Source organism: Paenibacillus sp. M-152 (assembly GCF_003856555.1).
Lineage (GTDB): Bacteria > Bacillota > Bacilli > Paenibacillales > Paenibacillaceae > Paenibacillus > Paenibacillus polymyxa_C.
The window spans coordinates 1,761,850-1,788,396 of sequence record NZ_CP034141.1 but is presented as its reverse complement, the minus strand read 5'-3'; the positions used below and the strand labels follow the sequence as shown (position 1 = coordinate 1,788,396).

Here is a 26,547-nt window from a genome sequence, read left to right as displayed (position 1 = left end):
CTTTAGCCACTATTAGAATTGCGTGTTTCTACCGAGGAGGGATCAAATTCCAATGAATTTAGCCGTCAAGTTGATGCAAAAATTCAAAGACCGCGATACCCAGAATAAGCTGAAAGGCTATCGGGACAAAGCGGAGCTCATTAGGAAACGGAATTTGGAAGCATGGGACGATCAGCGGCTGAAAGCGGAATCTCTCCGGCTGAAAAAGGAAGCAAAATTGGGTACGCCTTTGGATGAGCTGCTTGTCGATGCTTATGCGTTAGTCTGCGAGGCAGCGAAGAGAAAGCTCGGATTACAGCCTTATGATGTCCAGATCATGGCTGCCATCGCTCTGCACGATAGGTTTGTGATCGAGCAGCATACCGGCGAAGGAAAAACGCTCTCTGCTGTTATGCCTGCTTATCTAAATGCGCTGACCGGCGAAGGCGTTCATGTGCTCACTTTTAACGATTATTTGGCAAATCGGGATGCGGAGTGGATGGGTCCGATCTATCGTTTCCTCGGATTAACGGTAAAATCGGTTCAAGCGGGCATGAGCTTGTCCGAGAAACGAGAAGCGTACGCCACGGATATAACCTATGTTACGGCCAAAGAAGCGGGATTCGATTATTTGCGCGACACGATTACACTAAGCGAAGCCGATACCGTGCATCGTCCTTTCCACTACGTTATCGTCGACGAAGCGGATTCACTGCTTCTCGACGAAGCTCGGGTGCCCCTAGTCATCGCTGGCGAGCCGGATTCTTCCGGCAACGACGTAATTCGTTTCGCAGATGTGACTAGGCAGCTTGAGCAAGATAAGTATTACGACTTCGACGAGTTCAAGCGGAACGTTTATTTGAATGAGGCGGGCGCTGCGAAAGCGGAGTCGCTGCTGGGATGCGGTAATTTGTACGAAAGCCATAATAGTCATTTGTTGTCGTCGTTAAATTGCGCGTTGTATGCGGAAACGTTATTGAAAAAAGACGTCGATTACATCGTCCGGGACGGTAAAATCGAGCTGATCGACGAATATACCGGCCGCGTGGCGGAGAACAGGCATTTGCCAGAAGGACTGCAAGCCGCGCTTGCAGCCAAAGAAGGGCTGCACTCGAAAGTCGGCGGGAAAATTCTCGGAACGATCACCCTTCAACACTTCATTAGCCTGTATCCAAAAATTTGCGGAATGACGGCTACCGCGTACGCTTCCGCAATGGAATTCAAAGAGATTTATGCACTGCAGGTCGTGCAAATTCCACCGAACCGGCCAAACATACGGATCGACCAACCGCATCGAATTTATACCCATAAGGAAGCCAAGCTTAAGGCGCTTGTCCAAGAAATCTCGTCCGTCCATGCGATGGGACGGCCGATTCTCATTGGTACGTCAAGCGTGGAGGAGTCGGACATGCTGGCAAAGGTGCTAGCGGTTGCCGGCGTACCCTGCCATGTTCTGAATGCGAAAAACGACGTAGAAGAAGCCGAGGTCATTGCAAGAGCGGGAGAAATCGGCGCCGTGACGGTGTCTACGAATATGGCGGGACGCGGCGTCGACATTCGGCTCGGCGGTGGTAACCCTACGCAAGCAGAAGTTGTCGCCAAGCTGGGAGGGTTATACGTGATTGGTACACATGTGCACGAAAGTGTGCGGATCGACGACCAACTGCGCGGGCGTTCTGGACGCCAAGGCGACCCTGGAGCTTCCGTATTTTTCGTAAGCTTGGAGGACGAGTTGTTACTTCGGTTCGGCATCGATAAAGCGATTCGCGCCCACAGGCAGGATGAGACTCTCGAAGACCCGGTGCTACGCAGCAAAATCGCGCATATTCAGCACGTTATTATGGGCCAGAACTTCGATATCCACCAGGAACTAAACCGTTATTCGGATATGGTGGAGGAACAGCGACGTATTCTATACGAGGAGCGGCTCGTAATTTTGAAAGGAGCGACGCCGATGAGCCCTTCGGAGCAGCGGGTACGGCTTTATTATATTGACAAGTTCTGGGCTGACCATCTGGCATACATTTCTTACCTTCGCGAAGGCATCCACTTGGAGAGCCTTGCTAACCGCAATCCGATCGACGAATTTCATGAGCAAATCATCCAAGCATACGAGCAAATTCGAGCTAAAATAAATAGCAAGTCAGCGAATATGCTTGTAAGGCTCGGAGGTTCGAATGATCCGGCGAAGTGGGAAGAGTTCGGTCTGAAGAGCCCTACTTCCACTCGGACTTATATAATCAACGATCAATACATCCAGAATATGCGCAGCTCATGGACCGCAATGACTGTATTTGCTTTTGGGATTCGCAAGATTTTGAGGCCGATATTCAAACTGTCAAAATTTTGATGCAGCGTAGCTTTTTCGAGAATGATCGGGACGAATAAGAGCAAACGCTCGATTCATCCTGCGCTGAAAAAGTTGAAGCGAAGCATTGACTCCGTGTTGACTTTGGACGTCCGCTTGGATTTCTCAATTTTATAATCGGTATAAACATACCAATCACGGCCGCCAAAGCTATGGCGGCTTTTTTGCACTCATTTTGAGGAGGGATTGATATGCCAATGGCAACAAGCGTAGCCGCTATAAAGCAGGCATTCTCATTGAATGTAACCGCTATCGGATGTTGGGCTAATAGTCAAGCCTGATCTTGAGATTGATCCGTTATTCTTCTCTTTTTCTCAGCAATAAGTAAACCTAGCAGTATATATCCTCTGCACAATAATCCAATTAAAAGCGCTCCACCAGCAATAGAAAGGAGAATAACTAAAATATTAAGTATAAATAGAAATAACTCCAAAAAGACACCTCCAAAGTAAATTAGCCTTATATTTATCCTATAGTAAGAGTCGTATCGAAGTATCATAAAGCTTGTCATAAAACAAATAAGAAAGCAGTTAATGAAAGAACTAAGTTATTCAAAAAAACTTATGGTCAGAATAAAAGACTTATATCTGTGCAACTTTTTTTCGTTTTTCTGGTATATATGATAAAAAAATGAAATCAGGTGTTTATTCAATGAGACGAATTTTTGTTTCTCTACTTGTATCTTCCTGCCTTCTAATTTCTGGCCTGCTTCCAACGGCTCTGAGTTATGCGGAGAATTCAACTTCCAATCTTCCCGTTGTAGTAGAGGATGCGGCTGTGTTCTATCTGGTTCCGCACCAACTGACTGCCGAAATAAACAAATCTTCTTTATCGCTGGATTCCGTCTCCATAAAAACCGCTCCCCTGCTGAAGAAAAATAATCATTTATATTTCCCGTTCAAATGGCTGGAAACAGTTCACTTGGCAACCATCAAGTGGGATGCAAAGACAGGCAGCACGTGGGCGGAGTTTGACATTGAGAACTCAGTACCTTTTTCCTCATTTCGGTTGATGCCTAACCAATCAAAGATTTTCAGGTACGAAGACGGAACAATGACAGCGCTGGATGAGCCAATCCCTAAAACCTTTATGAAAAACGATCAATTGTATATTCCAGCGTCACTTCTGCCTAAAATGGGAATAAATTATACATGGAGTAATGGAGTCATGCACTGGGTCTGGAACGACAAAGTAGTTAAAGCGCTTCACCCAACTTATACAACGGATAAGGAAAAAATCACTTTTAGTGCATTAGTACAAAAAGAGTTCGGGCATGCTTATCTTATGGTAAATACAGGGCACGGTGGCATGACAAGTTCCATTGGAGGTAGCATTAGCACGTTTAAGGGAAAAGAAAAAAGCATTGGAAAGCCAATTATAATAAATGGGCAAACATTTCGGCGGATTGAATATTCAGTTGAGCTTCGTCCTGGTCCAAATCCATTAGAAATTCACACCAATGATAAAGGATCTGTTAAAATAATGGTCCATCGCAAAGTATTAAACCCGTCCTCCGTCCCTATTAGATACAACCATCCCGAGAACGAGCAGGATATCCGCTTTACCAAACCTACACAGGGATACCTCCGTGTACAGGCTGGAGATCCAATAGCAATTGCTGGAGTCGTGACAGCTACGTATCTGGAAAGCAATGAAGTTTCTTTTGGAGTGGCAGCATTTCAAAACGGTGATTTTGTTGAAGTTGAAAAAAAGACCGTTATTCCCCTCAAACAGGATAAATCCTTTAGCGGTTCTGTCGTTATTCAAAAACCTGGTACTTATTTGGTCAATATTCTAAGCCCAGATGTATTCGTCGGAGGTAGTTCACCGTACGGCTCTGTCAAATGGGCTGAGATAGCAGTCGAAGTATTGCCTAAAACCAAGAAAAAACCATAATTCTTCTCTTCCAGATCTAACACCAGCTAAATATGGACCAGTATAATAAAAGAGCAGCGGCGGACACAAGACTTGATAAATAAAATCTTGTGTCCGCCCCTGTTGTCATTGACCTAACGTTTCTCGTTAGCTTAACAAGGATTTCTTTTAATTACCAGGCTTTCCCTATACTAATTTGAATGGTTTCATAGTACAAAAATTATCCTTTTCCATAAACATTATTGGAGGCTAATAGATGAGTAAATTCGAGAAAAATCTAATTAAGTATTTGTCTTATGGTTTTTTTGTAGGAATATATTATTCCTTTATCAAAGGGCCAACTATGAGTTCTTCAGTCAACGGTATATTTAAGTTTTATACAGTACCCACTTCTACTTTTATTTTCAGAACTTTATCCATCTCGTTTCTACTAAGCCTCATTGCTGGAGTGGTCTATACTATCGTTTTTTTATGTATAAAAGGAAATAAGTAGATCCCCCAGAATAATCCTAAAGCAAAAGGAGCCGACCAATCGCAATAGCTCCTTTTCTTTATTGACGGTTCAAAGCAAATATTGCGTCACAGGTAGAACTACTTTAAGCTTGCTCCTACTCAAGTTATATTAGCCTATCGAGGCACAGCCATTTTATCATGGATGATATTGTTGTTTGCTGTATTCAGAAACTCGTACCCTTTATTTGATTGACTAACTATTTTAAAAAAGCCTGTCCTCATTTTATGTCAAAGGCGCAAGCTTATAAAATATTAATCATACTCAATGAACACATTGCCGTTTCTATTGATGGCTTTCTGTAACAATATAATTATATTGTCCTTAAGACCGGGAAGTACAGGTAATATATTAGTCAAACTTTTCGCTTCTTCCTCGGTCAAATTTTTAATATCAAATGAATCAAACAAATGTAGAGTCTCTCTAATATTTTTCACTTCCCAGGGACTTTCCTCATACCAGCCTTCGTGAGCATCATACTCACTTAGTATATTACTTTGTACAGACTCTATTTGAATCAAGCAGCCCAATAATGTTTCAAAGTATCCATTCCATATCTTCAATACATAGCTTTCATCTGAATTTGTATAAATCAATCTTATTTCTGGTTCTCCTTCAAATCCAGCATAGTAGGTATTATTTATTTTATCTGTACTCTTACTCCTACTAATGGCTGTGATTTTGAACTTGAGAGCATTATATTTGCAGATTCCTCGTGAGGGTCTGTTGATCTGTAATTAGGAATGGTGGGATCAACTCACTCTTCCTCTTCGTTAACCGCTTTAATCAGTTCTCCATAGACTGCCTTCGTGTGAGCAGATGCATGTTCTTTAAAATGTGTAAACAACCTCATACATCTAATTGCTTGTATTCTATTATTAGCTTCAGTCGACTTTTCCAAACAACCGAACAAAAATGTGAAGCCATCTGAAAATCTGCCCTTACGCAAAAGATAGATTGCCAATCCCCTTAATAAATGAGTAAAACGTTCTGAACTAATTTGTTGAGTATATACGCCTACCTGATTTTGTTCATTCAAAAAAGATTGAATTTCTGTTTCAAACAAATCAAGGATGTGATCTACATTAATATTATATCGATTAGCCGCCTCGATTATATTATCTATTGCAGGGAGTATTTCATCTTTCTTTGAAGAGAAATAAGCAACATAATCAGGAATTACACTTAAGTCGCCTGACATAAGCCTATTCACATAAATATTAGCAGTTGCCCATTCTTTAAATTGATTTTTCCATTCTAGAGTCGTTTCATCTTTCTCTTCTACCCAGCTTAAATCGGCATATCTCTGAATATGTTGGAGTGCTGTCTCATAATCTTTATGAGCATCACAAACTTCAGCACGTATTAAATGCGAAAATGCCCAGTAGACAAATGGAGGGTAAAGTGGCTTCTTTGTGTGTTCATTATTTTCATGATGCTGTTGATCAATTTTGTATTGTATTTTAGCTTTATACCCTAACGTTTTGGCGAAGTCATCCAATTTAGCCCATTTTCGTAGAGAACGATATGTATTCACCAACGCTCTTAGTGCATCAAGCTGATCTATCTCATCTAACCGTTCAACGTAAGGCTCAAATTGAATGGCTGCATCATAGTTTTTCTCTTGATCGTCTCCAATACGAATCGTAAACAATCGATACTGGCAAACCGCCAAACGTTCTGAATACTGATACTTTTCCCCTTCTGCCACATTTTCATAAAGGAACGCCGCTGCTTCAGTATTACCTTTTTTAAAAGAATCCTCGGCTACTTCAAAAAGTGAAGGAAGATAAACAGGATTATCTAGCAACATACCTACAACTCTTCGCAAGCAATCAAGTCGTCCTAACTCCACGCAGCGGTACAAAAAAGGGCTGATTCTTCGCCAGTTGAGCGGTTCTTCCTCAATACATTCTTCAATATAACGTTCATAAAAATAATCCGGTGGTAAATCCATTCCCATAGTGATGCGATCTAACTGGTGAACAGAAATAGACCGGTTGCCCGTCACAATGCCACTAACTGTACCTACATTCAAATCAATCATGTGACCAAACTCGGTCATGGTTAAGCTTTTCCGTATCAGATAGGTTTGTACTTCTGCTCTAATCGTAGGTGTGATCTCCATAGATAAACCACCCTTTCAACGTAGATCGGCATATGATATAAAATAAAACGATGTAATAGAGAAATGGTTAGTAAAAATCACTTTATCACCCATAGTTGTATCGTCTTTTAGAATAAAGCCATACACCCTTTAGTTGTGTACAATAACACACATTACATTTTTGCACTTTTTACATATATTCCTCAAAAGAAGATTTCCTCATATTGCTGATATACAGCAAAATAGGTAATAAAAAGGCTAGACGGATCATTCCGTCTAACCACTTAATAATGGTGATTTTCTAGGTTCTACTGTGACCTTGAACTTGAGACCTTTTTATTCTCACATTCCTCCGTGTTTTCCAGTCGGCTCGTAAGTAGATCCTTTGTCTTGATACTGAAGGGGGATAACCATTACCGCTGCTAGTGTAAAACTTGTTACCAAGAAAGCTATCATCACTTTACGTCCCATCCTCATCCACCTTATTAATCAAATTTCTGTATGCTGCCTTCGTTTCAAACGATGCATACTCCAGATAGGATTCATACAGCTTTACACATTTAATTATATACGATTTATTGTTTACTAATGTAGATTTTTCCAAACAACTTAATAAAAAAGTAAATCCATCTGCAAAATTATTTTTATTAAAGTAGTAAACCGCTAATTCAAATGTAAAATGAGCATAACGTTCTATAATAAATTGTTGATTGTAGACACCTACACCCTCATGTTTATCTCGCATAGCTAAAATTCCCGTTTGAAATTGATTTAGAATATGATCAACATTTAAATTAAATCGATTAGCAGCTTCAATTACGTTATCTAATCCGGGAAGTGTCTCTTCTTTCCTTGAAGAAAAAAACGCTACATAATCATTCAAAACACCAATTTCACCAGCGTGAAGTTTATTTACATAAGCGTTGGCTTCAGCCCATTCTTCATATCGCCTTTTCCATACCATGGTAATGTCATCAGTTTCCTTCACCCAACTTAGGTCAGCATATGTGTACGTATGTTGAAGCGCTTTCTCATAATCTTTATGTGCTTCGCAAACTTCATCACGAAGTAAATGAGAAAAAGCCCAATAAGCAAACAGAGGAAAGCTTGGTTTCTTTGCATTTTCTTTTTTGGAAGGATGCCGTTGTTGCTCCATGTTATATTGAATTTTGGCCTTGTCTCCCAGAGCTTTAGCGAATAATTCTACTTTGTCCCATTTTCGTAATGAACGGTATGTATTCGCCAGATCTTTTAATGCATCTAACTGTTCTATCTCATCTAGTCGATCAACGTATATTTCAAATTGAACGGCTGCTTCATAGTTTTTCTCTTGATTATCTCCTTGCCTTGTATGGAACAAACGGTACTGACACATAGCCAGACGTTCTGAATATTGCTTTTTCTCACTTATAGCCACATTTTCATAAAGTATGGTTGCCGCTTCATAAAGCCCTTCTCTAAATAATTCTTCGGCAAGCTCAAATAAAGATTCTGAATAGCCTAGTTTATCCATCAATAAATTAACCACATCATGAATGCAGTCCAATTTATTGAGTCTCGCACAATTATGTATGAAAGGGCTCATCCGACGCCAGTTCGGATTAGCCTCTGCTAAATACTCAGACACATAGCGTTCATAGTAGTAACCAACGGGGTAGCCCATCGCTTGTGTAATTCGATCTAACTGATCCACTGAAAGTGTGCGGTTCCCATTAATAATACTGCTCATGGTGCCCGGATTCATTTCGGCTGCTCTAGCTAAATCACTTAGGATTAAATCATGATCTCTCATATGTTTTGCTATCTCTGTGAGTATCGTGGTTGTTGTGTTGTACAAAGTAACCACCCCTTATCAGGAACTTATTAGGATATCAACTCATTAAAAAAGGACTATTGCAATCCAATGATTGTATAGCCTTTCCGCAATTTATTGTACCATCTTTTGGCACAATATCATATACCTTTCAGAACCTTACTTAAGATACCTTTGAAGGGTTTGCAAAGAAAATTAAGCTCTATAAATCCTGAGACATACGAATCATATCTCTACACTGTATGCCATTCTCATAAATTTCTTCTAGATAGTTATGTCTGACAAAGAAATCTAGATCTACACCCACAATTCTGAAACCACATTTTTGGTAGAGAGCTAACTGTCCAATGCTAGAGTTTCCTGTACCAATTTCTAACGTTTTATAGCCTTGTGACCGGGCTGTTTCAATGGCATGGGTTACTAATTGTCTCCCAATCCCTTTACCATGCATGACTTCCGCTACTGCAATATTCACCACCTCAATTGTTTCGGGTCTTGTAGGTAAAAGAACATAGACTCCCACAATTTGATGCTCAATTTCTGCTACATAACACTGCCCTCTTTTCAAATATTCCTCAACAAGTTGGCGCGAAGGATCAGCTAGTAGCAAGAGCTCTAACGGACAATTTTCATTTGGTTTAAGCAATCTAATATTCATCTATTCTCTCCTGTATGTATTGTTATCCCCGAATTTTCCCACTTCTTGATTTATTCCAGAAATCCGGGAGTGGGGACGATGAGATAAAGCCTTGACTTAGGTTGATCTCAATTCATACAACCCCTTGTGAAGCGAAAGACGGGCAGAACATGTACCTTCAAACAAGACACTGATGCCGAACACGGCCGGAAGCCTATCATCAGGAAACCAGGGGCGTTGCTTGTCTGTGACAATAAAGGAACCTTCCACATCCCCTAGCGGTGCGAATTTCTGTCCAGCCCCTCCCCATGAATTAAATTGGAACGTTTCGGTGATTATTTTGGATACCTCTGGAACATCATCAACTGGAAGACCAATCTCGCTTATACGAAGTAGGGAGTGGGGACCGAAAGCTTCAGTAACTGCATTATCGAGTGTATGGTGAGCAATGAATTCAATGAGGTTATGATCCGGATCATAGAAGTAAAACGCCGTGGCATTCCAGTTTTCGAAAAAAAACTCGTCTTCTTGGGATCTTGCAATCAATGTAATCCCCCGGTCGATGGCCCACTGTTTTGCTTCTATGAATTTATTTGTTGGGATCGTAAAGGCAATATGATAAAATTCATTTTCCATGTGGGAGGATTCCTGAAAAGCAAGCACCGATTCCCCTACTTGAAACGACAACCGCGAAGGGCCCTCCTCTACAACCTGCAAATCCAGGAGAGAGCCGTAAAAAGCTTTCATCGCTTCGAAGCTGCGTGTGTCCAAGAGCACTGCTTTTAATTTCATACAATCGTCCTCCCTCATAGATAAAAGATAACCTGTACATATCCAAATTAGCATATCGATTTAGGGCTGTATTGGATCATTATATTGGTTATTGACTATCTTTTAATTCGCTCAAAAGTTTGGCATTTACATCCAACGCCTTAAAACGAAGTAATATAGCCTGTTCATCCAGAACTTTACTTTTTGCCATTTCGAGATAAAGCTTGGGTTGATCCCGAAATGCCCTTGCATTCCCAATCGAGTATGCTTTCTTGAGATATTCATGAGCTAATACAGGCTTGCTCTGCAGAAGAAGAGTTTCCGCCATTTGAATGTAAGGCCCTGCATGTATAATCCGGTACCCCGCACTTTCCAAATCTAAAATTTCCTCATTTAAAAGCTCTACTGATCGCTGCATATGGCTGTTATAATTGAGAATTTGAACATACTGATGCAAAGTTACACTTGTAATGCCCCATGTATGCTTAGGTTCGGGGATGAGGTCCCAAGCCTTCTGTACCTTTTCCTCGGCCAAGCTGCTATCTAACGGGAGTGTAAGAGCTGCTTCCTCTCCAAGAGCCCAAATCGTTTCTTCCAATTGAGCTTCCAGATCGTGATACATTCGAATATCCATCAGATTCCTCCCCATAGACAATATAAATTCTAACACTTAGAGATGTCTACTCCTTCATTACAATTAACGAAAGCGCTTAATCAAGGATATCACTCCCCAGATGAGCAACGCCAAGATACCACTGACAATTACAAAGGTCATTAAGATCGAAGTCCATACGAAATGCAATCAACATCACCCCATGCATCATTTTATGGTCATCTTGTAAAGTATCTTCTAATGCCTCTCCATATTTTAACGCACGTTCACTTCCGTTGCATTTGAATTGAACAATTTTATTTTTATAATCATAGATAAGAATGCCAGCAGCGCAAACATCATTCCGCTCCAGATGAGCTGGTGTATTCCCAGATGAGAGATAAACCATCCGCCTATAGCAGATCCTATCGTAATACCCAGATTAGAAAACGAGACAAACAGGCTGTTACCGAACTCTGGAGCTTCTTTCGCTTCAGTGGTTAACCATGTTTGGCTAATAATAAGCCCTCCTGAATGCACAACTCCCCAAATGAGCACAACTACAATCATCGCTAGGAAAGATGTACCCAGAGCATAAGTGAATACGTAAACGACCATATATAGCAACGGGAACATGATGACGGTCTTGATCAGATTTTTATGTAATAACCCTCCAAATAAAAAGTTCCCAAAAATCATAACGATTCCAAAGACCATCAACATCATGCTGATCCATGATCCGTTCATAAGAGTTATTTCTCCAAGATATTCAGCAAAATAGCTATACACTGAAAACATAGCCGCAAAGATAAAAATAACAGACACAATATTGAACCATAATTGAGGCTTGCGTAATATACCAAGTTGTTTGCCATAAGACATCTTTTGCTGGACAGGTAGAGAAGGAAGCCATATGAGAATTCCTACAAATGCAATCATGCTTACGACAGCTCCAAACCAGAAAGCAGCTTCTAACGCTATCTTCTCAGCAAGATAAGAAGTCAAGGGCACACCAAAAGCAAATCCTACTGTAATCCCGGCGAAAACCTTGGTGACGGCTTTACTGCTCTTTTCAGGGGGGACAAGATGAGATGCGGTCACGAGGGCAACTGAAAAAAAGACAGGGTGAAATATAGCAGGGAGAACACGAAAAATGAGCATGACCTCAAAATGAGTAGTATAGGCATAGACAATATTTGAAATAACAAAACTGAATACAGCTATTAATAGAATAACTTTACGATTCATGCCAGAAACGAGTAAGGTCAAAAACGGACCTGAGATAGCAACAACTAAAGAAAATATACTGACGAGCCAACCAGCCTGGGAAGCTGATACATTGAATTTTTGAGTGACTTGGGGAAGAACACCTATAATCCCCATTTCCGTTGTAATAATGCCGAACACGCCCAAAGCTAGAATGATAATAAGTAACGGGTTAACCTTTTTCATATTAAGTATAAGCCTCCAATTAATTATATATATAGATTTGTAGATATGTTATGTGAAAAAAAACTCCTTTCTGTTTATAGTTCTTTTTGGATGTACTCGGCAAATTCCTGTATTGTTTTTTCATTCCGACGATAGTACGTCCACTTTCCTACTCGCTCAGACTCTAACAAACCGGATTTTTGCATCGTTAATAAATAACTTGAAATTACAGACTGTGCCAGTCCCGATTTGGCCTGAATATCTCCCACGCATACACCAATTTGAAAATTAAGCCCTTGCTTTAAATAAGCCTGTTCATCAAAATAATCTTCCGGTTTTTTTAACCACTGCATAATTAGACGACGAGTCTCGTTGGACAAAGCTTTATAAATCAATGACGGTTCCATACATCACATTATATCTACTTTATTAGATTTGTAAATATTTAATTCAGATGATTACTCAGATGATTACACAATAAAATATAATAAAGGCTGCTTCCTCACGGAGAATCCGCTTGGAAACAGCCTGTTCGTGTCATCTCAACTACACAGATTTACTCTTATTCGAGCGGTACATCAAGTACAGAAAATACGGTGCACCGATCAATGCAATCAGCAATCCAGAAGGAATTTCGGTCGGTGCAAGCACGGTCCGTCCAATCGTATCCGCCAGCACCAGCATGACCGCTCCCAAGATGCTCGACAGAACAATGGAACGGCGTACATGGTGCCCGATCAACGTACGCACAATATGCGGAGCAATTAGCCCGATGAAGCCAATTGTACCCACACAGGCTACTGCTCCACCTGCCAGCAGCACACCCACTACCATCGCCAGCAGCCGGGTGCGACGCACCGGAAGTCCCAGACCCATGGCACTGCTATCGTCAAATACCAAAAGATCGAAACGACGAGCCAGCCACCACGCTACTGGCAACAACACGAGCAGAAAGGCCAGAATGGTCGCCACCTGCCCCCAGTTTCGAGCGTAGGTACTACCAGTCAGCCAGATATAGCCTGTGCTACCCCAAAGTGAACCTTGGATGATCAACACCTGAATACCGGCTGATCCGATGGCAGATACGGCAATACCAAGCAGGATGACCACAGACGGATTGAGTTGCTTGTTCCACGATAAAAAGAAGATTACCGCTGCCGATACCGTCGCTCCGGCAATTGCCGCAATGGGCAACATATAAATAGGCAGCCCAGGCCACACGATAATCACTGCAAGCGCGCCGAAACCAGCCCCCGAAGAAACCCCGATGATTGAGGCATCCGCCAAAGGATTACGAACCGCTAGTTGGATCAAGACGCCGCTGACCGCAAGCGCGATACCAGCCCCGGCCGCCACCAATGTGCGTGGTATTCTAAATTGTAGCAAAGCCGAATTCGCGTTCTCCCCGCCAAACAGGCCAGACAGCAGATCCCCCACCGGAATGCGCATGCCTCCAAACATTAGACTGAATACCGTTAATATCACGGCACAGCAAGCAAATATTGTAACCAGTCTGCCAAACGGTAATTTCCGAGAGCGCACACCTATGTTCATTGAAGACTGTCCACCGATACCGGAAGGCAGCTTCATCTTCCACAAAATCAGCCAAATCAACCAAGGTGCCCCGATCAAGGCCATGACCGCTCCGGTTGGCAAATCCATACTTGATTTGTGAACCATTTTCGCCAACACGTCTGCGCCTATCAACAGCAGTGCCCCCCATAGGAAGGAACCGGGCAGTACCCAACGATGCATTTTCAGCCCGCTTAAGCGAACCAAATGCGGAGCCACCAAACCTACAAATCCGATGGGACCAATGACGCTGACTGTAATGGTCGATAGCAGAACCGCCAGCACAATTCCCACCGCCCGGGTTAAGCTAACCTTTTGTCCAAGGGATGTGGATGTGGACTCATCCAGATCCAGCACATCAAACTGCCTTGACAGCATAACAGCAATAACCGAGAGTCCTACTACCCAAGGCCAAGCGTAAGTCGTCCCACTCCAATCATTTTGCACCAGTGAGCCCGAACCCCAGAGAAACAGCCCCTGTGTTTCAAATGAATAAAAGATATGCAACGCTCCGGTAAATGAACCAAGAACCATGGATACGATCAGACCGGCAAGCGCCAACCGAATCGGAGTTCCTGCTCTTCCTCCACCCATAAAATAAGCTAGCACCGCTGCCAACAGCCCGCCAGCGGCGGCAAATAGAAATGGCGCCTGGTGCAGCAAGCCAGGAAACATCACCGCACCAAGTACGACCACAAAGTAGGCACCAGCGTTTATCCCTAGGGTATCAGAAGCCGCCAGTGGATTTTTGGTGATGGCCTGAAGCAAAGCACCGGCAATAGCCAGCGCGCCGCCAGCCAGGATTCCAATAACCGTACGCGGCATCCGAAGATCCCACACCATGTTATGCTCAAGCGTATCCTGACGCTGGGTCAACGCCTCGATGACTGTATGCAGCGGGATCGAAGCCTCCCCATAACACAAGCTTACAAAAAAAAGCACGATGAGGACGAGCAAACCGCCCCCAAAGATGCTTCCTATACGCCAAGTCTTCGATAAACCCGTTGTGTCCGTTCGGGTCATTTCGTCAGAGCTCCGACTACTTGATCAACCAGTACTTTGGATGAGATTGGGCCACCGAATGTCCATGTTGTGCCGTCTAGCGGGTAGGTCCGTTTTTCTTTAACAAAGTTCAGTCCGTTCCATACCGTGTTGTTCTTCATCGCGGCGCCAAATATATCGTCCGTCTTTTGCGTAATGTAGATAAAATTACTGTCCTGTACAGCTGGAAGAGCTTCGATTCCAACGGTACTAAATCCGTACTTCTCAGTCTGGTCCGACTTCCAGTCGTTCACCATACCGATTTTCGCAAGTGTTCCCACTACAACCGAATTTTCTTTGAACATTCGCAGACTGGCAGCATTTTGAGATGTAAAGGCTTGTGTCAGCGCATAGTGAAAGTCTGCTTTGCCCGCTTTTTCCAATGTAGCCTTTGCCTCTACATAGTGCTGGTCAAGTTCGCTTAAGACTTTATCAGCCTGTTCCGTTTTACCGGTAGCCACAGCAACTTGCTTGAAGATTTCAACCATACGATCGTAATCATAGCCGTTCCCCTTGTAAGGATCGAACTCTATCGTTGGTGCAATTCCCTTAAGCTGCGCATAAATCGCTGCATTGTTATCGGCGTTAGAGATAATAAGATCTGGCTTGAGCGCCGCAATCGCTTCGAGATTGGGTTCGCCCCGTGTGCCGATATCCGTTACGGTATCAGCCAGCTTCGCCTCCGGTGTTACCCACAGCTTGTAGTTTTCATTGTCCGCATTGCCGACCGGCTGTACGCCAAGGGCAATCAGATCTTCGGTAAACGTCCATTCGAGTACAACGACACGTTCCGCTGGCTTGTCCAGCTTGACTTCTCCATGGTCGTCCTTAACCGTAACTGGACCAGCCGCTGTAGATGTCTGCTCAGATCCTGCAGCACCTTCCGTCTTTGAGCTATCCCCAGCCGAACCGCAACCTGCCAATACAATCGCGAAAACTACAAATAACAATAGGCCATTCAACATCTTTTTCATTTCTCTCAATCACCCCTGTATGTATATGCATCGGAAAATGATAATCATTATCAGTAAAAGAGTATAGGGGTTAGTGATTTTTGTCAATAAGGATATATCGAAGTTCAATTGAATCGCACACAGGTTCCGTATATGATAGCTTTATCATTGTTTTAAGGGAGGCTACATTGAAGTGGCAGTATTAATCAACGAGCAAATTAAAGCTAATGAGGTGGTGCTCACTGGACTCTCAGGGGAGAACCTCGGCGTTGTTTCCAAGTCAGAAGCCTTGGCTATGGCCCGATCCAAAGGAGTGGATCTGGTCTGCACCTCACTGATGAGTAGTCCACCACCATGCAGTTTGGTTGCAAAAGGTAAAGGAAAAGCGCTTGCGCAAAAAAAAGCCGCAGCAAGCAAAACAAACAACGGACGAGCCGCAGGAAACAGCGGCAAAGAAAAGGTCAAGGAGCTCCGCTTCACCGCTCACATTGAGGATCATGATTACGACACGAAGCTGCGTCAGGCGGACAAACAGCTTCGTTCTGGTAAGCCGGTACAGTTGGTCGTTAAGGCCTCAGGCGCAAAAGAAGCACCTGTCGCCAAAGCGGTGCTGGAGCGTCTACTGGGTGATCTGAAGGAAGTCGGCGTAAAGGAAACTGGAATCCAGACGGGCGGCAAGGGCTCACAGGTAAAATTAAACCCTCGCTGAATGGCGAATCGGTAGATTGGACAAGTCTCTTCGTCCGTATGAAAACAGAGGGCCGAATGTGCCCTCTGTTATAAATCCCTTGTTTGAATTTTTCTTTTTATCTTCGGCACAAGTCAGGTGAAGCAGAGCGAGCAGATTCAATGTGGTTATCTGATTTACTATGATCAAGTGCTCCACCTCATTCCTGTTCTTGTCACAGCTACTTTGCTCCAAGGGAGATACCAAAAAGGTTTTTCATTCATCAACCTCGATACATAACCGCTTGCTTATTTCAGGATGACGCCGTTCGTTCCCGTTTGCGGTATGACAAACGACCAATCGGCATCCTTGTACAAATGGTTAACAATCTTTCGTTTTAACGTGAGCTGTTTCGGCATTTGATTTAGACCATCGACGAAATATCCGGCATCCTCCTGCGGCTCGATCACACCTGCACGGTCTGTGGTATAGCCTCCGCCAAAAAACATTGAATACTCCCTGCCATTCTCGTCAACTGCAACCCAGATATCTTTCGTGAAGTTTGGACTGCTGAACGTACCACTAACCGGAATGGTCGCATACATTTTGCCCGAATTGGAACTGTCGGGACGAAGTTTAAGCCCCTTGAACAGATAAGCATCACCCGAATCTTCAAATTTAACGGGATGCACAGCTGAGGTTTGAGCCGGGTCGAGCACGACCGACATTTCGCTTTTCTCTCGAATTATATAGCCGTCCAATACGAATCGAATTTGCTGCTTATCATAAGCGAAGTCATTAAATTGATAGAACCAGTGCGTCTTGCCACTCCAACGGTCCAATTTAGATCGGCGTTCGAATTCAGGTTCTCTGTTATCCCCAAGCCATTTCCCCTGTGCATCTTCCAGATGATACTTAAGCTCGTGGAATCCGCTTTTTCCGTTCAGCGCTCGGCCTGCCGCTTCCGGAGTCAACTCTGTCGTATATTCCAATGATCCGCCGCTTGGTGTCCGAGTAGCTCCCTGCATGTGAATTTGTAAGCCGCTTGGCGTCTCATACGTTTTATCAATTGGAGTCAGCAACGTTTGCTCTTTGGCTTTAGTCAGATCTGCCTCAAGATTCAGTCTCCAATCTCCTTTTACCGTTTTAATAGGAGCTTCCACATTGAGTTTATCCGCATACAGCCTAAGTTCACGGATATGCGCACTAAGCTGAAGCTTGTCAGTCAGTACTGGCCTCGTAAAGTCGAACTCAATCCTGCTAGTTGTCTCGTTGCTCCCTGTGCTTACTTCAAAAGGAACAGCGCCAATATCACCTCTCTGGTTATCAAAGATACTGAAATCGACATCTTGAAGACCAAAATCCCCGGCTATAGCATTTCCTTTGGCGTCGAAAACGTCGATCCCGATAATCATTCTAGTCGAATCGGCGATAAGTTCGTTGACTTTCAGGGTGTAACCCTGATCTTTAGCGCTGGCGCCCGAAATCTGTACCAGCCCTGTTTCACGTGCCTTCTTCATACCGCTATCCACATAACTATCTTTCGCAAACAGCGATCTCACCGTATCTGCGAGAGTTGGCTGCGTATACAGTAGTGTGCTAACCGCAAATACAGAGACGACGACCACCACACTCCATACTTTAAGCTGTGAAGAGCATCTGGTAAGACGGTAATGTTTCACCTGAGCAACTATGGACGTGTCATCGTACGCTGCTGCGTTCTGTTGCCGCTTCCCGTGTCCAGTCGATCCCGTCATAATCTGTGCCTCCGTTTCCGCGGGTTGCCCGCTCGCAGAGTATCTGGATAGATCCTGATCGCTCGCGTCGGCTCTGTCAGCTGGTTCGATCTCCACTCCTTCCAGTTCCAGCATCACCTGGTCGGTAAACTCATCAGGAAGCCTTTCGTGAAACAACGAATTTTCCCAATTCCTATCTTCTATCATCGATTTACCGTCTACTGCTTCAAGATTGGCTTTTTTCGTTGTTGTACGACCCCAGAATCTCATAACGTTGCCCCTTCCTGGCTTCTACGGTTTTCCGTAGGCTGATTTTAGCACGGTGGACGGCGTTGTTAACCTGCCGAACCGACATGCCAGTAATACTAGCGATCTCCTTGTGACTCAGTTGGTTAGTGTAGCGCAGAATCAACACAAGTCGATAATGTTCGGGTAGCGTCTCCAACAAGCGATCCAATTCGAAACGTAGTTCCTTTTGCAGCAACTTTGATTCCGGTGTTTCACGTTCATATGTATCTTCCTGTACCGGAGACTTCGGATCTTTTCGGCGTCCACGGTCCTTCTGCAAATTGACGGCAATTGTATACATCCAACCGGCAAAACTTTGCGACGGGTTATGTGCTGCCAGTTTACGATAGGCTTTAATTAGTGTCTCTTGGGTCAGATCCTGAGCATCCGCTTCAGAAGTCCCCATCTTGCGAAACAAACCGTAAAGCTTATTCTGATAGCGCCGGACAATGTCTGCGTACGCCTGTTTATTGCCTTTTAATACAACTTCAATAATGGAATGATCGTCTGTCAGCTCCACGCGTTCCCCTCCTCTTACGGTCCGGCTTTTATTTGTTTCATTTCTAAGACTCCTAATCTGCATCTTTTCTCTCACTTGATCCATATAAAAAAGACCTTGAGGTTTTGTTGCCCTCAAGGTCATGAACACTTGGCTCATTTCTCTATGCCTAGTTCAGCTGTGAGAGGATCACCGCTTTACTCATAAAATACATGCCTTAAACTTATCGCCAATTCTTACAGCGCTCAAGCAACAATCTTCAGCCGTAGATTCACCCTATGACCGCTCTATCAATAGCCTAAGTAAGATGGACAGAGCAATATGCTTGCTAAAATAGACCCGTTTGAGTACAATTCCCATAAGAAAATCCCTTGGGGGGAATTGGAATGCATCGAAAAAATGTCCCTCGTTAAGCCCGGTCTCCTCCATCCATGTGTTAGTTTCAACTCACCCCAATAAATCGGAGGGAGAATCACTAATGAACATGAATGGACCTATTCACATTTCTCGAATTGAGAGATTTCAGACTTGCCACGAAATAGCTGCTAGGTTGCATGAGGTATATAGAGACAAAATTCTAGCTATAGGGGTCTATGGATCTGTTGCCAAAGGTACGGACGGCCCTTTTTCAGATATTGAAATGTTTTGTGTATTAAGTGAATCCAACGCTCCTGTAGATTTTAGCCATGAATGGTCGGCGGGTCCCTGGAAAGCTGAGGTGAACGTCTGTAGTTCAGACATTCTTCTGAAAACCGCCTCTACTGTTGAGGGCGACTGGCCGTTAACACATGGACCCTTCTTTTCCCCACTTCGTCTGTATGATCCTAAAGACTTTTTTTCTATATTAAAGGAAGCTGCCGAATCCCCAACAAGGGAAGATTTCAGGCATGCCATCAACGAAGTGCTTGTAGGTGAAATGTATGAGTTTATTGGAAAGCTTAGAAATGTCAGTATAAATGGCCCTCGTACTTACTTGCCGTACTTGATCATGCAGTTTGCCCAATATGGGGCTATGTTAGTTGGGTTACACAATCAGAAGCTTTTCTCAACGGGCTCAATGGTTCTACCGGAAGCACTGGAACTGCCAAGTCGTCCACAAGGATTTGATCATCTGGTTAAGATGGTCATGTCCGGTGACTTAGCGGAATCCACAAAGATCATTTCAGCCTGTGAAAATTTCTGGAGTGGTCTTGTGAGCTGGGCAGTCGAACATGACTATCATATGAATTCACAACGAATCCCATTTTAATCGGAAATTTTTTCATTTTTCTTCTGAGCGGATGAGATCCTTTTTACAGACATGTTACGTTATATTTTTTTGTAAAATATTTTAAATTTAAATCACTTGATTTCATCCCCCACCTCGCTTATTCTCGGTATATGCATACTTTGGCTCTATTAATCTTCGCATATACAGTCCTTGTTCATGTACACATGCCAGAATGTATATTTCCTGTGTTTTCAGAGAAAATGTAACGCATAGGTCTTTATATAGAGCTAATTTTTGTTAATATCCAATAACAGGGCCCTAGGCCCTATGACAGATTACATTTTAATGATATATTGATAGATACTACAAAAGACTAATTACCCAGGGCTTGGGCTGGAGGATGTATGAAAAAGGAATCAAATCAAGACGAAACCAGTTATTTATTTAATGTTGATGTATTAGTTAAAGGTCGTTCGAACGTAGAGGCCCTTCAGTTCCTGCTTAATCTCTTGAGCCAAAACGAACAAATTGCGGATAGTCGGATTCAATCTGGTATCGAACTTGGCAATTTAATTGAAGCTGCATTATATCTAAAAAAACAGTCGGCTGTTAATAGCCCATCTGATGCAGCCGCTACGCTTGCGGAGAGATTCTCCAAAAAGAAGTCAGCCGCAATTCCGAACAAGACACCCGTTGTTCAAGAGATCAAACAATCCCACGTACAGCCAAAGCCTGCAATACAACAAGACCTTAGTACGTACGAATGGATCAAACGCTATATACATGATAATACGCTTGTACGGTTAATTGTGAACCGCTATGGAGGACAGCGCAGCATTCCTTGCCGCATACTCAACCTGGACCATGATAATAACCTGCTGAGTGTGTATCATGTCGATGAGAAGCAAGTATACTCCTTTAAAATGAATGAGATTGACGAAATCACATCATAAGTGTAACATCTCACTAAAACAACTAAGCATGAAAAAAGAGAATCGGTGGAAAAACATTGCGTCTTTCCTCACGATTCTCTTTTTTAGTATGGACCGGTAAGTTTTCTAAGCCTCTTTCTTTAGACCAGCAGCAGCCCATGCCAGGAATATCCATCCTGCAATAAAACATACGCCCCCTAATGGGGTGATCGCACCCAGCACACGGATTCCGGTTAAACTTAGCACATACAGACTGCCGGAAAACAAAATGATACCCGTGAACAACAGCCGCGCGGCCCATCTTAAGCGGGTCGAAGGGCCCCATTGTCCGGCAGCCAATGCAATGATCAGCAAACCGACAGCGTGAATCATATGGTATTTCACACCGGTTTCATATATAGCCAATGCATCCGCGTCGATCCATGCTTTTACAATATGCGCTCCGAAGGCTCCAATGGCTACCGCCAACATCATCATTATAGATCCTACCATTATCCATCTCCGTTGCATGTTTTTTTACTCCTTTTCACTGTTCCTTTTACCCGAATGTTCTTCTTATTTTATCGGAACAGCATGAAGTTTACCAGCCAGTGTGTGTAAACAAACCACATACGAAATTCGATGATTAAGCCCTGTCTATTTGGAGGGTAATATGTAAAGTGGCTTGCTTTTTTGTTTATTTTGTGGAAAATTAGTACCTGTTCGGACTATGTTCAAGGAGTTGAAAAAATGAGTTACCAAGATCCTAATTTGCAAAAGCCTGCTGCGTCTGAGGAGCACCCTGTTTTTTCAGAAGCTCCTGTGTTTCAGCCTCCGGTCAAGCTCAAGCATTCCGGTCCCGGAATTGCCTCTTTTATTATGTCGCTCGTCAGTCTGATCGGATATATTATCTTGGCTATTATGGTCATTAATCTGATGGCTCATTTCAGCCAATACCAAACAATGAACCCGGAAGTCGTTTTTCAGCAAACCGGAACGATGCTGATTCCCTTTATTTTTTTAGCCAGCCTGCTGCTCAATTGTAGCGGACTTGTGGTCGGGATCATCGGCATTGCGTTAAAAAACCGCAAAAAAACCTTTGCTATTACTGGATTAATCATTAATGCACTCATTATTGTAGGTTTTATTGCACTACTTGCCATCGGTCTTTCGATTCCGAATAGCACAGCGGATATTTATCCTTCCTCTGTGCAGTCTTTATGATTTTTCTGCATCTCACAGAGAGGATTTAATGTATGAACAAAATTAAAGTTTTTGCAGACAGTACCAGTGATGTTCCTGTCCACTGGCGTCAACAGTACGAGATTAGCATTGTACCATTGTATACAGTATTTGGTGATGAAGCATTGCAAGATGGGGTGAACATTCACCCGGAACAATTATTTCAGCGTGTCAGCCGCGAGGGACGCTTACCTCGTACCGCCGCACCTTCTCCGGCAGATTTTATTCAAGCCTTTACGCCCTACATAGAACAAGGAGATGACATTTTATATATCAGTCTGTCCTCCGAGCTATCATCGACATACCAGAATGCGCTGCTCGCTGCCTCCGAATTTCCAGAAGGTCGCATTACGGTTTTTGATTCCCTAAATTTGTCGTGCGGCTTTGGCCTGCTTGTGATGAAAGCTGCTCGCGCGGCAGCAAACGGTAGTACGATAGAGCAGATTGTAGATATGTTGACGGCAACCAGACCGCTAATCGACACGGAATTTGTGATTGATACACTCGAATATCTATATAAAGGCGGAAGATGCTCAGGCATGCAAAACCTGATCGGCAGTCTGCTCAAAATTCGTCCGGTAATCAAAGTGATTGATGGAAAAATGACGCCCGCCTACAAGGTTCGCGGCAAACGTGAAAAAGCACTGGAGCAAATGCTGCAAAATGCCCTGAACCATCGGGATTTGATGGATAACGATATGATTATTGTCGTGCACGCTTTGGCTGAGGAAGATGCGCTGATGCTGCAAGCACGTCTGAAAGAGGAAACAAACGCACAAGAGGTACTGCTAACAACAGCAGGCTGTGTTATATCCAGTCATTGTGGTCCACAAACGATCGGTATTATGTATAGCAAAAAAGCATAGTTTATCCAATATCAAACCTGTTACCCATTGGTAGCGGGTTTTTTGGTATTTTTCCAGCAATTTAGCAATGAATAACTTTCCTCTTTTTGATAGTATTATTCGTCGAGTAACAATATATACACTTACAATCTATCATAAAAAGAAGGTTATTGGGGATGAGTTCCAAACGATCGCGTTGGCTAACCAGGTTTACTCTATCGGCAACTACAGCCATTACAATATTCACAACATTCACTTCATACTTAGCTGCCCCGGCAGCAGCATCCGGCGTAGCTTTTCGGGATATTGCACACAGCTACGCCTATCAGTCTATTATTTCCCTGCATGCTAAAGGAATTTTGAATGGTACACAACCTGGTTACTTTTCTCCTAAACAGGCCGTTACCAGAGCTGAATGGGTTACCGCATTGGACCGTACACTCGGTCTAGAACCTGTACAAGCAGTTGTTTCCTCCTATCGGGATGTTCCCAAACAGGCGTGGTACTACGGTTGGATTGAGGCGGCTTCGCAGCTTGATATCGTACAGGGAGGTTCTTCCGCTACATTTCAACCCAATAGTCCTATAACCCGGCAAGAAGCAGCCTTAATGATTGCACGTCTCATCCGCTCTTCGGGCGGATCAGGTAACGCTATTTCCTCTTTCATAGATCGTGACGAAATTGCTGATTGGGCTCTTGAAGGGGTAACCACCGTGAATCGTTACGGCTTTATGAAAGGTGAAAACAACTATTTTCGCCCGGCATCTTCTCTCACTCGTGAAGAAACAGCGGCATTATTGGAGCGTCTGCTGACGTATTCAGCACAGCATGCTCGCCAAGCTGCTTCCATTGCTTCTTCCATTCGATTAGGCTGGCAATATGACCAAACCGTTCAGCAGTTTGAAAATACGGTGCTTCAATCCAACATCAACACCCTCTCACCACGCTGGTTTTTTCTGAACGAAACAGGCAGTATCAGCGATTACACCAATTCTTCGCTGCTTACCTGGTCCAAACAGCATCAAAAAAAAATCTGGGCTATGGTAGGCAACCGCTCCAATCTGGCGCTAACGCACCAAATTCTGTCCAGTGAGGTTCTACGGGCTACAACCATAACTCAACTTGCCAATGCTGTGTCTGTACATGGTTTGGACGGGCTTGTCATTGATTTTGAAAATGTAGATGGTCAGGATCGTGCCTACCTTACATTGTTCGTCCAACAATTAAAGGCTAAGTTGAAAAGTCAAAATGCGGTACTGGCGCTTTGTGTATCTCCTGATTACGGAACGGACTGGACTGCCGCTTTTGATTATCAAAAGCTTGGCGCTGCGGCAGACTATCTAATCCTGATGGGATATGACGAGCATTGGGGAGGGAGCTCGATCCCCGGCTCCGTGTCCTCACTGCCATGGCTACGTGAAAGCGTGCGGCGCTTTGTACAAACCACCGATCCGGAGAAAGCGATTTTGGCATTGCCCTTATTTACACGGAATTGGACACTTAACACTAGCGGACAGTCAATCGCTTCCTCTGATATTTCATTAGACCAGCAAAATCAGCTAGTATCCCGTATCTCTTCCAAACCGATCTGGAACGAGGATATTCAGCAGTATACCGTATCATACAAAGATACTCAGCTTCATAAGCTATGGCTGGAAGAAGGGCGATCCTTTACTCGTAAGTACCGCTTGGGCCAGGATGAAGGATTTGCCGGCTTCGCCTATTGGTATTCAGGCGGCGCAAGCTCTGATCTGTGGTCCAGTGTGAAGAATGCGGACCGCTTTATACAGCGTGGCTTGTAAAAGTCAAAAGCCTTCAACCTCACGTAAAAAGTGAAGTTGAAGGCTTTTGCCATACATACGTATTATCAGCCTACGACCGATATGCAACTTGCCCGTTCACAACGGTCATCCGCACCTTAACATCCAGTAAATTCTGGTGACTTTCCGATACATCGCGGTCAATAACGGTAAAGTCAGCAGCTTTGCCTTCAGCGATTGTCCCTCTTTCATTAGCTTCCCCAGCGGCTACTGCGCTTCCCATAGTAAACAGATGAAGGGCTTCGTGAACATCCAGCTTCTCAGCGGGAAGATAGCCTTCATGCGTTTCTTCCGGCTTGGCGCGAGTCACTGCCGCATGTATACCCAGAAATGGGTTTAATGGCTCAATCGGCGCATCACTGCCTCCAGCGCACGGAATGCCTGCTTGCAGCAGCTTTTTCCAGGCATATAAATGCTCGGTCCGTTCTTTCCCTACCCGATCCAGCACCCAGGGAAAGTCACTGGCGACAAAACGAGGCTGGATGTCCGCAATCAGCGGCAACTTCGCCATTCTTTTGACCAAATCAGCCCTTAGCACTTGCCCATGAATCAGACGATCCGGCAACCCGCTTTCCTCCGTTGGTCCATGGGCCTCCATCGCTGTCAAAATCATATGCGCCGCTTCATCTCCGATGGCATGTACAGCCACTGGAAAGCCTGCGGCTCTGGCTGCTGCCACCATCTGATTTAGCTCTGGCTGTGGTTGGATGGCCATTCCACACGTATGTGGAGCATCACTATAAGGTTCGGATAATAAAGCCGTTCTTCCACCAATAGCGCCATCAGCAAACATTTTAATCGCACCGATTTTGAACCACTCATTTCCGGTACCTGCACGCAGCTCCTGTACTTTCACTTCTTCCATAAATGGATGATAGATGAGCTGGTGTGTGCGAAATGCAAGACCTTCTTCTCTCAGCTCTCTGTAAATTCGCTGCATTGTCTCCACGCTGCCCAAAAAACGTAAATCCTCCGTATGCGCAGCAGTCAGCCCCAGCCGTAGCGCATCCAGACAAGCTCGCCGGATCGTATCCTTCTTCACCGAATAATCCGGCTCTGGCTGCACGCTTGTAAAGGCAAAGGATGCTTCCTCATAAATTAATCCATTTAATCGACCCTCTGCGTCCCGTCCATAGGCTCCTGAAGCCGGATCAGGGGTGTTCTCATTAATACCTGCACGCCGAAATGCCTCTGAATTGGCTAAAAACGTATGAAAACACGTACGAGTCAGATATACCGGGTGCTGATCTGTAATGGCATCTAGCTCAGCTATATTCGGAATTTCAACAGGATTAAATGCATTTTCGTTCCAATTAAGTCCTAAAATCCACTCTCCCGGCGGTGTTACAGCGACCCGCTTGCGCAGCATAGCCAGCATCTCGTCCTTGGAAGTAGCTGATGTTAAATCCAGCATAGCTAGCTTCATACCATGCATAGACAAATGCATATGGGCATCGGTTAAGCCCGGCAATACATTGGCTCCCTCCCAATCCACGGTTTCATACTCCTTACCAGATAACTGCAATTCAAGCTCCCGAGCATTTCCAATGGCCTGTATGCGGCCATGCTGTACAACGATGGAGTCTCCTTTGGTAGCCCAGTCCCCATATAACCTGCCGTGCTTGAACAAAACGAATGTCAACGCCACTCATCTCCTTTTTTCCAACTATACGCTTGAT

The 26,547-nt window shown here is 43.9% G+C and carries 23 protein-coding genes; 8 read left to right on the top strand and 15 right to left on the bottom strand.

What is annotated here, in order from left to right; translation table 11 throughout:
- Window positions 1-52 precede the first annotated feature (52 nt).
- Complete coding sequence (locus EGM68_RS08045; RefSeq protein WP_129548968.1) at window positions 53-2,329, top strand: preprotein translocase subunit SecA; 2,277 nt, start codon at window positions 53-55, stop codon at window positions 2,327-2,329.
- 289 nt (window positions 2,330-2,618) lie between these two features.
- Here EGM68_RS08045 and EGM68_RS25665 read toward each other — a convergent pair whose 3' ends face one another.
- Window positions 2,619-2,780 (bottom strand): hypothetical protein, encoded by a 162-nt coding sequence (locus EGM68_RS25665; RefSeq protein WP_206099047.1) that lies wholly within the window; start codon window positions 2,778-2,780, stop codon window positions 2,619-2,621.
- Window positions 2,781-2,998: 218 nt separating this feature from the next.
- Between EGM68_RS25665 and EGM68_RS08040 the strand changes: the two genes are divergently transcribed.
- The gene (locus EGM68_RS08040) at window positions 2,999-4,243 is read left to right on the top strand and encodes a hypothetical protein (protein WP_090735994.1); all 1,245 of its coding nucleotides are present in this window, start codon (window positions 2,999-3,001) and stop codon (window positions 4,241-4,243) included.
- A gap of 744 nt (window positions 4,244-4,987) precedes the next feature.
- On the opposite strand, the gene EGM68_RS08035 is transcribed toward EGM68_RS08040, so the two are convergent.
- From EGM68_RS08035 to EGM68_RS07990, 10 genes are all read right to left on the bottom strand, one after another.
- Window positions 4,988-5,329 (bottom strand): hypothetical protein, encoded by a 342-nt coding sequence (locus tag EGM68_RS08035; protein WP_240664136.1) that lies wholly within the window; start codon window positions 5,327-5,329, stop codon window positions 4,988-4,990.
- 161 nt (window positions 5,330-5,490) lie between these two features.
- Window positions 5,491-6,861 (bottom strand): helix-turn-helix domain-containing protein, encoded by a 1,371-nt coding sequence (locus EGM68_RS08030; RefSeq protein ID WP_129548966.1) that lies wholly within the window; start codon window positions 6,859-6,861, stop codon window positions 5,491-5,493.
- Window positions 6,862-7,300: 439 nt separating this feature from the next.
- Window positions 7,301-8,632, bottom strand: coding sequence for a helix-turn-helix domain-containing protein (locus EGM68_RS08025; protein WP_129550305.1), 1,332 nt, complete (start codon window positions 8,630-8,632; stop codon window positions 7,301-7,303).
- A 223-nt stretch (window positions 8,633-8,855) separates the two neighbouring features.
- Complete coding sequence (locus EGM68_RS08020) at window positions 8,856-9,311, bottom strand: GNAT family N-acetyltransferase (RefSeq protein WP_013370198.1); 456 nt, start codon at window positions 9,309-9,311, stop codon at window positions 8,856-8,858.
- Window positions 9,312-9,407: 96 nt separating this feature from the next.
- Window positions 9,408-10,082 carry a VOC family protein gene (locus EGM68_RS08015; RefSeq protein ID WP_129548965.1) on the bottom strand — a complete coding sequence of 225 codons (675 nt, stop codon included), beginning with the start codon at window positions 10,080-10,082 and terminating at the stop codon, window positions 9,408-9,410.
- Window positions 10,083-10,170: 88 nt separating this feature from the next.
- Window positions 10,171-10,695, bottom strand: coding sequence for a hypothetical protein (locus EGM68_RS08010; protein WP_129548964.1), 525 nt, complete (start codon window positions 10,693-10,695; stop codon window positions 10,171-10,173).
- 234 nt (window positions 10,696-10,929) lie between these two features.
- Window positions 10,930-12,105, bottom strand: a complete 1,176-nt coding sequence (locus EGM68_RS08005) for an MFS transporter (protein WP_129548963.1) — start codon at window positions 12,103-12,105, stop codon at window positions 10,930-10,932.
- Between the two features lie 74 nt (window positions 12,106-12,179).
- On the bottom strand, window positions 12,180-12,491 hold the full coding sequence (locus tag EGM68_RS08000) for an ArsR/SmtB family transcription factor (RefSeq protein WP_014599587.1): 312 nt from the start codon (window positions 12,489-12,491) through the stop codon (window positions 12,180-12,182).
- Window positions 12,492-12,630: 139 nt separating this feature from the next.
- Window positions 12,631-14,679 (bottom strand): iron ABC transporter permease, encoded by a 2,049-nt coding sequence (locus EGM68_RS07995; protein WP_025676426.1) that lies wholly within the window; start codon window positions 14,677-14,679, stop codon window positions 12,631-12,633.
- Window positions 14,676-15,671 carry an ABC transporter substrate-binding protein gene (locus EGM68_RS07990; RefSeq protein ID WP_013370192.1) on the bottom strand — a complete coding sequence of 332 codons (996 nt, stop codon included), beginning with the start codon at window positions 15,669-15,671 and terminating at the stop codon, window positions 14,676-14,678. The genes EGM68_RS07995 and EGM68_RS07990 overlap by 4 nt, the downstream gene beginning before the upstream one ends.
- 172 nt (window positions 15,672-15,843) lie before the next feature.
- Between EGM68_RS07990 and infC the strand changes: the two genes are divergently transcribed.
- Window positions 15,844-16,359, top strand: coding sequence for a translation initiation factor IF-3 (gene infC, locus EGM68_RS07985; protein WP_129548962.1), 516 nt, complete (start codon window positions 15,844-15,846; stop codon window positions 16,357-16,359).
- Between the two features lie 266 nt (window positions 16,360-16,625).
- Here infC and EGM68_RS07980 read toward each other — a convergent pair whose 3' ends face one another.
- Together EGM68_RS07980 and EGM68_RS07975 are read right to left on the bottom strand one after the other, a co-directional pair.
- Window positions 16,626-18,323 (bottom strand): DUF4179 domain-containing protein, encoded by a 1,698-nt coding sequence (locus EGM68_RS07980; protein ID WP_058829287.1) that lies wholly within the window; start codon window positions 18,321-18,323, stop codon window positions 16,626-16,628.
- Window positions 18,280-18,861, bottom strand: coding sequence for an RNA polymerase sigma factor (locus EGM68_RS07975; protein ID WP_240664135.1), 582 nt, complete (start codon window positions 18,859-18,861; stop codon window positions 18,280-18,282). Before EGM68_RS07975 ends, EGM68_RS07980 begins: the two co-directional genes overlap by 44 nt.
- A 457-nt stretch (window positions 18,862-19,318) precedes the next feature.
- On the opposite strand from EGM68_RS07975, the gene EGM68_RS07970 reads away from it, so the two are divergent.
- Together EGM68_RS07970 and EGM68_RS07965 are read left to right on the top strand one after the other, a co-directional pair.
- A complete protein-coding gene (locus tag EGM68_RS07970; RefSeq protein WP_129548961.1) occupies window positions 19,319-20,089 on the top strand; it encodes an ANT(4')-I family aminoglycoside nucleotidyltransferase in 771 nt (256 codons plus the stop codon).
- A gap of 365 nt (window positions 20,090-20,454) precedes the next feature.
- The gene (locus tag EGM68_RS07965; protein ID WP_058829284.1) at window positions 20,455-21,003 is read left to right on the top strand and encodes a hypothetical protein; all 549 of its coding nucleotides are present in this window, start codon (window positions 20,455-20,457) and stop codon (window positions 21,001-21,003) included.
- Window positions 21,004-21,108: 105 nt separating this feature from the next.
- On the opposite strand, the gene EGM68_RS07960 is transcribed toward EGM68_RS07965, so the two are convergent.
- Window positions 21,109-21,492: a DUF423 domain-containing protein gene (locus EGM68_RS07960; RefSeq protein WP_129548960.1), complete on the bottom strand. Its 384-nt coding sequence runs from the start codon at window positions 21,490-21,492 to the stop codon at window positions 21,109-21,111.
- A gap of 219 nt (window positions 21,493-21,711) precedes the next feature.
- Between EGM68_RS07960 and EGM68_RS07955 the strand changes: the two genes are divergently transcribed.
- The 3 genes from EGM68_RS07955 to EGM68_RS07945 all read left to right on the top strand — a co-directional run bounded on the left by EGM68_RS07955 (window position 21,712) and on the right by EGM68_RS07945 (window position 24,850).
- Window positions 21,712-22,185, top strand: coding sequence for a hypothetical protein (locus EGM68_RS07955; RefSeq protein WP_129548959.1), 474 nt, complete (start codon window positions 21,712-21,714; stop codon window positions 22,183-22,185).
- 32 nt (window positions 22,186-22,217) lie between these two features.
- Window positions 22,218-23,069, top strand: a complete 852-nt coding sequence (locus EGM68_RS07950) for a DegV family protein (protein ID WP_129548958.1) — start codon at window positions 22,218-22,220, stop codon at window positions 23,067-23,069.
- Between the two features lie 155 nt (window positions 23,070-23,224).
- Entirely contained in the window at window positions 23,225-24,850 is a 1,626-nt protein-coding gene (locus EGM68_RS07945; RefSeq protein WP_129548957.1) for an S-layer homology domain-containing protein, read from the top strand.
- Between the two features lie 70 nt (window positions 24,851-24,920).
- Here EGM68_RS07945 and EGM68_RS07940 read toward each other — a convergent pair whose 3' ends face one another.
- A complete protein-coding gene (locus EGM68_RS07940; protein WP_129548956.1) occupies window positions 24,921-26,510 on the bottom strand; it encodes an amidohydrolase in 1,590 nt (529 codons plus the stop codon).
- Window positions 26,511-26,547: the final 37 nt, after the last annotated feature.

Coding starts and splice junctions, on each gene's coding strand:
- EGM68_RS07950 (WP_129548958.1), top strand. CDS start 22,218: ATGAACAAAATTAAAGTTTTTGCAGACAGTACCAGTGATGTTCCTGTC.
- EGM68_RS07995 (WP_025676426.1), bottom strand. CDS start 14,679: ATGACCCGAACGGACACAACGGGTTTATCGAAGACTTGGCGTATAGGA.
- EGM68_RS08000 (WP_014599587.1), bottom strand. CDS start 12,491: ATGGAACCGTCATTGATTTATAAAGCTTTGTCCAACGAGACTCGTCGT.
- EGM68_RS07960 (WP_129548960.1), bottom strand. CDS start 21,492: ATGCAACGGAGATGGATAATGGTAGGATCTATAATGATGATGTTGGCG.
- EGM68_RS08030 (WP_129548966.1), bottom strand. CDS start 6,861: ATGGAGATCACACCTACGATTAGAGCAGAAGTACAAACCTATCTGATA.
- EGM68_RS07945 (WP_129548957.1), top strand. CDS start 23,225: ATGAGTTCCAAACGATCGCGTTGGCTAACCAGGTTTACTCTATCGGCA.
- EGM68_RS07980 (WP_058829287.1), bottom strand. CDS start 18,323: ATGAGATTCTGGGGTCGTACAACAACGAAAAAAGCCAATCTTGAAGCA.
- EGM68_RS08025 (WP_129550305.1), bottom strand. CDS start 8,632: ATGAGAGATCATGATTTAATCCTAAGTGATTTAGCTAGAGCAGCCGAA.
- EGM68_RS08005 (WP_129548963.1), bottom strand. CDS start 12,105: ATGAAAAAGGTTAACCCGTTACTTATTATCATTCTAGCTTTGGGCGTG.
- EGM68_RS08045 (WP_129548968.1), top strand. CDS start 53: ATGAATTTAGCCGTCAAGTTGATGCAAAAATTCAAAGACCGCGATACC.
- EGM68_RS07990 (WP_013370192.1), bottom strand. CDS start 15,671: ATGAAAAAGATGTTGAATGGCCTATTGTTATTTGTAGTTTTCGCGATT.
- EGM68_RS08020 (WP_013370198.1), bottom strand. CDS start 9,311: ATGAATATTAGATTGCTTAAACCAAATGAAAATTGTCCGTTAGAGCTC.
- EGM68_RS07955 (WP_129548959.1), top strand. CDS start 21,712: ATGAGTTACCAAGATCCTAATTTGCAAAAGCCTGCTGCGTCTGAGGAG.
- EGM68_RS07970 (WP_129548961.1), top strand. CDS start 19,319: ATGAACATGAATGGACCTATTCACATTTCTCGAATTGAGAGATTTCAG.
- EGM68_RS08010 (WP_129548964.1), bottom strand. CDS start 10,695: ATGGATATTCGAATGTATCACGATCTGGAAGCTCAATTGGAAGAAACG.
- EGM68_RS08040 (WP_090735994.1), top strand. CDS start 2,999: ATGAGACGAATTTTTGTTTCTCTACTTGTATCTTCCTGCCTTCTAATT.
- EGM68_RS08015 (WP_129548965.1), bottom strand. CDS start 10,082: ATGAAATTAAAAGCAGTGCTCTTGGACACACGCAGCTTCGAAGCGATG.
- EGM68_RS07965 (WP_058829284.1), top strand. CDS start 20,455: ATGAAAAAGGAATCAAATCAAGACGAAACCAGTTATTTATTTAATGTT.